Source organism: Pseudomonas sp. OTU5201 (genome assembly GCF_038440135.1).
Classification (GTDB): domain Bacteria; phylum Pseudomonadota; class Gammaproteobacteria; order Pseudomonadales; family Pseudomonadaceae; genus Metapseudomonas; species Metapseudomonas resinovorans.
The window spans coordinates 1-312 of sequence record NZ_JASATC010000114.1 but is presented as its reverse complement, the minus strand read 5'-3'; the positions used below and the strand labels follow the sequence as shown (position 1 = coordinate 312).

General features: G+C 67.6%; 1 protein-coding gene. It reads right to left on the bottom strand.

All coding sequences use genetic code 11. The features are described 5' to 3' along the window. A partial coding sequence (locus AAHM40_RS27085) for a hypothetical protein (RefSeq protein ID WP_342247451.1) occupies positions 1-312 on the bottom strand: 312 nt, incomplete at its 5' end.

The following is a 312-nucleotide window of genomic DNA, read 5'->3' as shown; positions in this document are numbered from 1 at the left end:
TCAGCCGATGGTCATCAGGCTGGCGTTGCCGCCGGCAGCGGCGGTGTTGACGCTGATGGCGCGTTCGATCAGCAGGCGCTCCAGCGGGATCGCGGTCTCGCCCTGGGACAGGCCCTGGACACCGATGATCGGACCCTTGCGGGAAGCGACCTGCTGGCAGATGGCGCTCAGCTGATCGGAGTCACCGTGGTGCAGCACGGCATCGAAGGCGACTTCGGACTGGCTCCAGTCCGCAACCAGTTGGATGCGTGCCTGCACCGCTTTCGGCAGGGCGCCGCGCAGCTTGCCGGTCAGTTCGCTGGTGGCCCAGAG